We start from the raw sequence: 8158 nt of genomic DNA on the forward strand, positions 1-8158 counted from the left end.
CGAAGTGAGCGACATCAAGAACGTCACCGTGCTCGGAACCGGCGTGCTGGGGTCCCAGATCGCCTTCCAGACCGCCTACAGCGGCTTCGACGTCACCGCCTACGACATCGGCGAAGACGTGCTGGAGCAGGCCCGGGGCCGGTTCGCGGCGCTCGTGGAGACCTACCGGAAGGAGGTCCCGGGAGCCGGGGACGGCCGGGCCGCCGAGGCGCTCACCCGGATCTCCACCACCGCCGACCTCGCCGAGGCGGCGCGCGACGCCGACCTGGTGATCGAGGCGGTGCCGGAGCAGCCGTCCATCAAGGAGAACGTCTACCGGCGGCTGGGTGCCCTCGCGCCGGAGCGCGCGGTGTTCGCCACCAACTCCTCCACGCTGCTGCCCAGCGACCTCAAGGACTTCACCGGGCGGCCGGACCGGTTCCTCGCGCTGCACTTCGCCAACCGGGTGTGGAAGTTCAACACCGCCGAGGTGATGGGCACCCCGGACACCGACCCGGCCGTGGTCGAACGGGTGCTGGAGTTCGCCGCCGACATCGGCATGGTGCCGATCCCGGTGCGCAAGGAGAAGGCCGGGTACGTGCTGAACTCGCTGCTCGTCCCGTTCCTCAACGCCGCCGCCGAACTCGCCGCCGGCGGGTACGCGGACCCGCACGACGTCGACAACGTCTGGCGGATCGCCACCGGGGCACCGATGGGGCCCTTCCAGATCTACGACATCGTCGGCCTGAACACCCCGTACAACATCCTCTCGCACGGGGACGAGAAGGCACGCGCGCTCGCCGCGTGGATGAAGGAGAACTACATCGACAAGGGCAAGCTCGGCGTCGCGACCGGCGAGGGCTTCTACAAGTACTGACGCGGGTGGTCGGGACCGTTCGGGCACACGGGAAGGGCAGTGCATGTACTACAGCAACGGGAACTACGAAGCGTTCGCCCGACCGCGCAAGCCCGAGGGGGTCGACGACAAGTCCGCGTGGTTCGTCGGCGCGGGGCTTGCCTCACTGGCCGGTGCGGCGTTCCTGATCCGCGACGGGCAGATGCCCGGCTCCCGGATCACCGTCCTGGAGCGGCTCGACCTGCCCGGCGGGGCGCTCGACGGCATCAAGGAACCCAAGCGGGGCTTCGTGATCCGGGGCGGCCGGGAGATGGAGAACCACTTCGAGTGCCTGTGGGACCTGTTCCGCTCGATCCCCTCGCTGGAGGTCGAGGGCGCGAGCGTGCTGGACGAGTTCTACTGGCTCAACAAGGAGGACCCGAACCGCTCGTTGCAGCGCGCCACCGTGCGGCAGGGCCAGGACGCGCACACCGACGGCCTGTTCACGCTGAACGACAAGGCGCAGAAGGAGATCATCCGGATCTTCCTGGCCACCCGGGAGGAGGTGGAGGGCAAGCGCATCGACGAGGTGTTCGGCGAGGACTTCCTCAAGAGCAACTTCTGGCTGTACTGGCGGACGATGTTCGCATTCGAGGAGTGGCACAGCGCGCTGGAGATGAAGCTGTACCTGCACCGCTTCATCCACCACATCGGCGGCCTGCCGGACTTCTCCGCGCTGAAGTTCACCAAGTACAACCAGTACGAGTCGCTGGTGCTGCCGCTGTACAAGTGGCTGCTCGGCCAGGGCGTGGTGTTCCACTTCAGCACCGAGGTCACCGACGTCGACTTCGACATCACCCCGGAGCGCAAGCAGGCGACCCGGCTGCACTGGGTGCGCGACGGCGCGGAGGGCGGCGTCGACCTCGGCGTGGACGACCTGCTGTTCATGACCATCGGGTCGCTGACCGAGAACTCCTCCAACGGCGACCACCACACGCCCGCCCAACTGGACGAGGGACCCGCGCCCGCGTGGGACCTGTGGCGGCGGATCGCGGCCCGGGACCCGTCGTTCGGGCGGCCGGACGTGTTCGGCTCGCACATCCCGCAGACCAAGTGGGAGTCGGCCACCGTCACCACCCTGGACCGGCGCATCCCGGACTACATCCAGAAGATCTGCAAGCGCGACCCGTTCAGCGGGCGCGTGGTGACCGGCGGCATCGTCACCGCGAAGGACTCCCGCTGGCTGATGAGCTGGACGGTGAACCGCCAGCCGCACTTCAAGCTGCAAAAACCCACCGAGATCGTGGTGTGGGTGTACTCGCTGTTCGTGGACGTGCCGGGCGACTTCGTGCCCAAGTCGATGCAGGAGTGCACCGGCGAGGAGATCACCCGCGAGTGGCTCTACCACCTGGGCGTGCCGGTCGAGGACATCCCGGAGCTGGCCGCGACCGGTGCCAAGACCGTGCCGGTGATGATGCCCTACGTCACGTCGTTCTTCATGCCGCGCCGGGCGGGCGACCGGCCGCAGGTGGTGCCGGAGGGCGCGGTGAACTTCGCGTTCATCGGCCAGTTCGCGGAGACCAGCCGGGACTGCATCTTCACCACGGAGTACTCCGTGCGCACGCCCATGGAGGCCGTGTACACGTTGCTGGGCATCGATCGCGGCGTGCCGGAGGTGTTCGGGTCGACCTACGACGTGCGCGCGCTGCTGGCGGCGACCAGCAGGCTGCGCGACGGCAAGGAGCTGCGCCTGCACGGCCCCTCCGTGCTGCGGCGGTGGCTGCGCGGCAAGCTCGACACCACCGAGGTGGGCGAACTGCTGGTCGAGTTCGGCCTGGTGCCGGAGAAGCCGTGACCAGCCGGGCGAGGACCCCCGTGGTGGTCGCCGCCGCGCTCGCGGGCGCGGCGGCGGCCACCGCGCTGCTGCTGCCGCGCCGGGACGGCGACCCCCTGGCCTACCCGGGCAGCGCGCCGGACGTGCCGTTCGACCAGGCCCGGCGGCTGGCGGCGGTGACACCGCCGGCGTGCGCCCGCGGCAGCGTCCGCTACCACGTCGGCGGGGGTGCCGAGGTGGCGCTCGACTTCGCCGCCGACGACGGGTGCGTGAACGGGTTCCTGGCCGCGCTGGGCGCCACCGGGCGGCCGGCGGTGTGGCAGTCCGGGGTGTGCGGCGGGGTGCCGCCGGTCACGCCGCCGGCCGGGTCCGGTGCCCGGTGGGAGTTCCCGGTCGGGCACCGGGTCGAGACGTGGCGCGTCGAGGTCGACGCCGGGGCGCGGCGCAGGCGGGTGACCGTCGTGGTGAACCGGTCGGTGTTCCCGCAGCGGGTGTACGCCCGGTCGTGGCCCGCCGGTCAGGCCAGGGCCGCCACCAGCCCGGTCGCGGCGGCCAGGGCGAGGCACAGCGGCGAGTAGACCCGCAGGTCGAGGCGGGCGAACGGGGTGTCCTTCCGCGCCGACGCGACCAGCCCGCCCGCACCGCGCAGCAGCAGCACGGCGGCGACCCCGCCCGTGCCCGCGACCGTCAGCCAGGCCGGGCCGGGGGTGCCGACCAGGCCGGCGCGCGCGACCACCAGGTACCCGGCGACCAGCAGCAGGCCGGCGACCGCGAAGGTGAGCCCGGGGGACGGCAGGCGCTCCGGCGGGACGCCCACGACCCGGCTCGCGAACTCCTCGCGGGACCGCAGCGGCCACGGCGAGAACGCCCACACCACGTGCAACCCCCCGACCGCCACCAGGACCAGAGCTGTGACCAGGGCCAACAACGCCATCAGGAACCTCCCGCACACCCTGTCCGTACGGTGCCGTACGGACAGGGCGCACGCTAACCCACGCTTCCTGAGAACTCGATCAGGCACGCCCCTCGTCCCGATCGGCCCCGAGCCGTCGCAGCACCCGCGCGAAGGCGCGGCCGAGGACGTCCGACTCCTCCTCCGACAGCACGTCGAACAGGTACCGCCGCACGGTCTCGACGTGACCGGGCGCGGCGGCCCCGATCGCCGCCCGGCCGGCCGGGGTCAGCCGGACCATGGAGCCGCGCGCGTCCTCGGGGCACTCCTCGCGGGCGACCAGGCCGCGCTTCTCCATGCGGCCGATCTGGTGGGACAGGCGGCTGCGCTCCCAGCCGACCTTCGCGCCGAGCTCGCGCGCCCGGATGAGGCCGTCGGGCGCTTCGGAGAGCGGGACCAGCACCGAGTAGTCCGCGAGCGACAGCCCCGAGTCGCGGACCAACTGGCGCTCCAGGGCACCGTGCAACTCGCGGTGCACGTCCAGGTAGGCGTGCCACACCCGTGCTTCGCGGTCGTCGAGCCATCGGGGTTCGTCCACCGGGCCACGGTAGCAAGTTGTTGACGTGTCATCCATCAGTTGTTGACACGTCACCATCCTGCCGCTACTTTGATGATGTGTCCACAAACGGTATGCAACTCGGGCTCCTCAGCTTCGCCGACCGCCACCCGGACCCGGTGACCGGCGAGCAGGTCTCGGTGGCGGACGCGCTGGCCCAGCAGCTGGAGCGGATCAAGCTCGCCGACGAGCTGGGCCTCGGCTTCTACGGCCTGGGTGAGCACCACCTGGAGAACTACGCCAGCTCCAACCCCGCGACCGTCCTGGCCGCCGCCGCGAGCATCACCGACCGCATCACGCTCGGCAGCGCGGTCACCGTGCTCAGCACCGAGGACCCGGTCCGGGTGTACCAGCAGTTCACCACGCTCGACCAGCTCAGCCGGGGCCGCGCGGAACTGCTCGCCGGTCGAGGCTCGTTCACCGAGTCGTTCCCGCTGTTCGGCGCGCGGCTGGAGGACTACGACGAGTTGTTCGACGAGAAGCTGGCGCTGCTGATCCAACTCGACCGGGAGAACCCGATCACGTGGTCGGGCAACTTCCGCTCGCCGCTGGAGAACGCCCACGTCTACCCGCGCCCGTACCGCGACCGGCTGCGGATCTCGATCGGCACGGGCGGCAACCCGGAGTCGTCGGTGCGCGCGGGCCTGCTGGGCCTGCCGATCGTGTACGCGGTCATCGGCGGCGAGCCGGAGCGCTTCGCCCCGCTGGTGGACCTGTACCGCAGGGCCGGCGAGGCGGGCGGTCACGCGCCGGAGGACCTGCACGTGACGATGAGCGCCATCGGCCTGATCGCGCGCAACTCCCAGGACGCGAAGGACGCGTACTACCCGTACTGGCTGGAAACCATGAAGTACGGCGCCCGCGCCCGGGGTTGGTCGGTCCCGTCCCGCGCCGACTACGACGAGTGGACGCGCGACGCCCGGTCGATCTTCGCCGGCAGCCCGGCCGAGGTCACCGAACGCCTGATCACCGTGGGCAAGCTGACGGGCGCGGACCGGTACGCCATGCACATGGACTGGTCGGGCGTCCCGCACCAGCGCGTGATGGAGGCGATCGAACTGCTGGGCACCGAGGTGCTGCCCGCCGTACGAGCCGAACTGGGCTGAAACCGAGTCCTCGTCGACGCTTCTGCCGTGACGGATCGCCTCGGCGGACGCGCCCGTTCACGTTTCCACTCCGGCGCGTCAGCGGGCAGGGAGAGCCCTGACTGGTTGTGGCGGATGGAGAACTGGCGCAACGCGCGTTCTCCGCAATGAGGACACGCCTCACTCAGCCGGATGTCCGGCCGCTCGTAGGCAGCCCGAAACCTCACTCCACCGCCGCGCCGACTCAGCCGGCACAAGATGCCACATCTTCCAGACCTGACGCACGTCCCTCACGCGGTCCGCGCTTCGGCGACCACGACCACCGCCTGCACCAGTTCCCGCATCTCCGCGCGGACGGCCTCGTCGTCCCGCTGTGCGGGCAACACCTCGTACCAAGCCTCGAGCGGAAACAACAGCCGCCCGATCTCCCACGGCTGCCCGCACTCCTCCCACATCCCGTAGAGGCGGGCCACACCGACTTCGGGCAACATGCTCCCGGAGATCACCCTCCGGGCCAGCTGCCCGGCCACGACCCAGGCGGGCTGAGCGGGGTCGATGGGCTCATACCCCAGCTCGGTCAGCATGTCCAACACCAACGGCACCGCGTCCGCGTAGATCAGCGCGGCAGGCGGCGCACAAGCCAGCGCAACGATCCCGGGCCGATCGACGCCGGCGGCAAGCAGGTCACAAGCCAGCCACACCGCGTCCGCAGGCCACATGTCCTGGTCCAGCAGCGCGGAGTCGAGCCGGCCGAGGCGCGCGCGCAACTCGTCGGGAAGGTCTACCGCCCGAGGAGGTGTGACGACGGACCGGGACACGTCGACCTGCTCTTCCATGCCGCCCCCACGCTCACAACCCGGCCACCGCACCCTCTTGATCCAACGGTACCGCCGCCTCCACGCGATTCACCCCCACCACCCGGATAATCGCCGCCCGCACTCGACGGCGTGAAGTCGGCTTGTCGGGGTAGTCCTGGGTCTGTCCGGCGGTGAGGAGGTGTCGTCGTGCGCGCGAGGTGGTCCGGCCAGGCCGACGTGGAGGCCCTGTTGCGCGCGCTTCGCCGGCGGGGGCTCAACTACGACCCCCGGGAGGTGAGGCCGCCCGCCTGGGTGTTCGACGTGCACCGCTACCCCGTGGGAGTGGAAGCGTCGGGGGCTCCCGAGGACGGCGGAGTGTGGTGGCGGGCCCGTGAGCTGGTCGCCGACTACGAGTTCACGCCGCCCGAGATCATCCGCGCGTTCTACGAGACGGGTTCCGAACTGCTCGGCCGGAACCTGGTCCTCCAGGCTCGGCTGCCCGGCCTCCGGTTCCTGATGGGGGTGCGGGTCACCGACGTCAGTGACGAGACCTCCCCCGACCGCACCGCGTGGGGGTGGAGCTACGAGACGCTCGAAGGCCACCTGGAGCGCGGTCGGGTCGACTACTCGTTGGTCAAGCACCACGCCACCGGCGAGGTGGAGTTCACCGCCCGCAGCTACTCCCAGCTGCACCCCCGTGCGCCGTGGTGGATGCGGTGGGGGTGGCGGCTGTTCGGGAGGCGCGTGCAGTTGCGGTTCTACCGGCGGGCCGGGCAGCGGTTGCGGGGGCTCGTCGGGGACGGTCGCCCGAGGGTGGCGGTGGTGCCGACCGCCTCGCCGCGCGACGACCGCTGGAGCGTGAGCGTGCTCGACCCGATCCGGTGAGGTTGCGCCGTCGCTGCGAGGGAATACCGAGCGTTGAGCCAACCGGATGGACGGAGCACCTCTTGTGAAGATCGTCGTCACCGGGGCATCGGGCAATGTCGGCCTCGGTGTGCTCAGGGCATTTGCGGCCGACAGCGAGGACCACAGCGTCGTCGGCATCTGCCGCCGCCCTCCCGATCCCGTCGCTCCGTTCGACGCGGTCACCTGGCACGCGTGCGACCTCGGTTCGGACGACGCGCCCGACGTGCTGGACGAGGCGATGGCCGACGCGGACGCCGTGGTGCACCTCGCCTGGATGTTCCAGCCGATCAGGCAGGGTCAGCGGCTGCACCGCACCAACTACAAGGGCACGGTGGCGGTGCTGGAAGCGGCACGGCGGGCAAGGGTGCCGCACGTCGTGCACGGGTCCTCGATCGCCGCCTACGCGCCCGCCGGGGAGCACCCGGTGGATGAAACGTGGCCCACGACCGGCGTCCCGGGTTCGGTCTACGGCTGCGGCAAGGTCGAAGTCGAGGCGATGCTGCGCCGGTTCGCCGCGCAGAACCCGGACATCGCCGTCGCGGTCATCCGGCCGACCCTGGTCGCCCAGCGCGCCGCGTCCGCGAGTTTTCTGGCGCTGTTCTTCGATCCCGTGGTGCCGCAGTGGTCGATCCGCCTGCTCCGCGACGGAAAAGTGCCCCTCCTGCCGCTCCCCCACGGCCTGGAGGTGCAGTTGGTCCACGCCGACGACGTCGGTGACGCGGTGCTGCGCATCGTGCAGCGCCGTGCCACGGGAGCGTTCAACCTCGCCGCCGACACCCTCGACGCGGCCGGGCTCGCCGCTCTGGTGCAAGCACGAGCGGTGGAGCTGCCGGGGATCGTGATGCGCTCCGCCGTGGGGGTGCTGTGGCGACTGCGCCTGGTCGGCCTGTCGCCGGGGTGGTTCGACGTCGGCACCCGGTCCCCGCTGGTCGACACCTCCCGAGCCCGCGCGGAACTGGGCTGGGCACCCCGCAAGAACAGCACCGACTGCGCCCGCGAACAACTCGCCGGACTCGCCGATGCCGCTCCCGGCCCCAGCGCGGCGTTGCGGCGCGACCGGCTCAAGGACGCCGGCACCGCCCGGCTCACCTGACCGCCGGGGCCGATCGGGCTCGCCGGGGGTGGCGGGGGGGGGGGGGGGGCGACGAGGGCTGGGCCCACCGCCCCGACTCCAGCGACATGGACAGCGGCGCGCGCGGCGCCCGCGACCCCAC

9 protein-coding genes are annotated in these 8158 nt (G+C 71.3%); 6 read left to right on the forward strand and 3 right to left on the reverse strand.

The genetic code is table 11. The features are described 5' to 3' along the window. The first annotated feature begins 4 nt into the window (after positions 1-4). From AB0I60_RS12735 to AB0I60_RS12745, 3 genes are read left to right on the forward strand one after another with little or no spacing between them, the layout of a single operon-like run. Complete coding sequence (locus AB0I60_RS12735) at positions 5-856, forward strand: 3-hydroxyacyl-CoA dehydrogenase (protein ID WP_360728662.1); 852 nt, start codon at positions 5-7, stop codon at positions 854-856. Positions 857-899: 43 nt separating this feature from the next. Beyond that, positions 900-2669 (forward strand): oleate hydratase, encoded by a 1770-nt coding sequence (locus tag AB0I60_RS12740; protein WP_360728665.1) that lies wholly within the window; start codon positions 900-902, stop codon positions 2667-2669. Continuing rightward, positions 2666-3226, forward strand: a complete 561-nt coding sequence (locus AB0I60_RS12745; protein ID WP_360728668.1) for a hypothetical protein — start codon at positions 2666-2668, stop codon at positions 3224-3226. The genes AB0I60_RS12740 and AB0I60_RS12745 overlap by 4 nt, the downstream gene beginning before the upstream one ends. Here the strand turns inward: AB0I60_RS12745 and AB0I60_RS12750 are convergent. Both AB0I60_RS12750 and AB0I60_RS12755 read right to left on the reverse strand, forming a co-directional pair. After that, positions 3166-3582, reverse strand: coding sequence for a DUF3995 domain-containing protein (locus tag AB0I60_RS12750; protein ID WP_360728670.1), 417 nt, complete (start codon positions 3580-3582; stop codon positions 3166-3168). The genes AB0I60_RS12745 and AB0I60_RS12750 overlap by 61 nt on opposite strands. A 79-nt stretch (positions 3583-3661) precedes the next feature. Beyond that, on the reverse strand, positions 3662-4138 hold the full coding sequence (locus AB0I60_RS12755; protein ID WP_360728672.1) for a MarR family winged helix-turn-helix transcriptional regulator: 477 nt from the start codon (positions 4136-4138) through the stop codon (positions 3662-3664). A 92-nt stretch (positions 4139-4230) separates the two neighbouring features. On the opposite strand from AB0I60_RS12755, the gene AB0I60_RS12760 reads away from it, so the two are divergent. Then, complete coding sequence (locus tag AB0I60_RS12760) at positions 4231-5262, forward strand: LLM class flavin-dependent oxidoreductase (RefSeq protein WP_360728675.1); 1032 nt, start codon at positions 4231-4233, stop codon at positions 5260-5262. A gap of 269 nt (positions 5263-5531) precedes the next feature. Here the strand turns inward: AB0I60_RS12760 and AB0I60_RS12765 are convergent, their stop codons facing one another. Continuing rightward, a complete protein-coding gene (locus tag AB0I60_RS12765; RefSeq protein ID WP_360728677.1) occupies positions 5532-6077 on the reverse strand; it encodes a hypothetical protein in 546 nt (181 codons plus the stop codon). A 168-nt stretch (positions 6078-6245) separates the two neighbouring features. Between AB0I60_RS12765 and AB0I60_RS12770 the strand changes: the two genes are divergently transcribed. Both AB0I60_RS12770 and AB0I60_RS12775 read left to right on the forward strand, forming a co-directional pair. Further along, positions 6246-6923 carry a DUF1990 family protein gene (locus tag AB0I60_RS12770; RefSeq protein ID WP_360728679.1) on the forward strand — a complete coding sequence of 226 codons (678 nt, stop codon included), beginning with the start codon at positions 6246-6248 and terminating at the stop codon, positions 6921-6923. A gap of 64 nt (positions 6924-6987) precedes the next feature. After that, positions 6988-8037: an NAD-dependent epimerase/dehydratase family protein gene (locus AB0I60_RS12775; protein ID WP_360728682.1), complete on the forward strand. Its 1050-nt coding sequence runs from the start codon at positions 6988-6990 to the stop codon at positions 8035-8037. The last annotated feature ends 121 nt before the right edge of the window (positions 8038-8158 follow it).

This window comes from Actinosynnema sp. NPDC050436 (assembly GCF_040655415.1).
GTDB lineage: Bacteria > Actinomycetota > Actinomycetes > Mycobacteriales > Pseudonocardiaceae > Actinosynnema.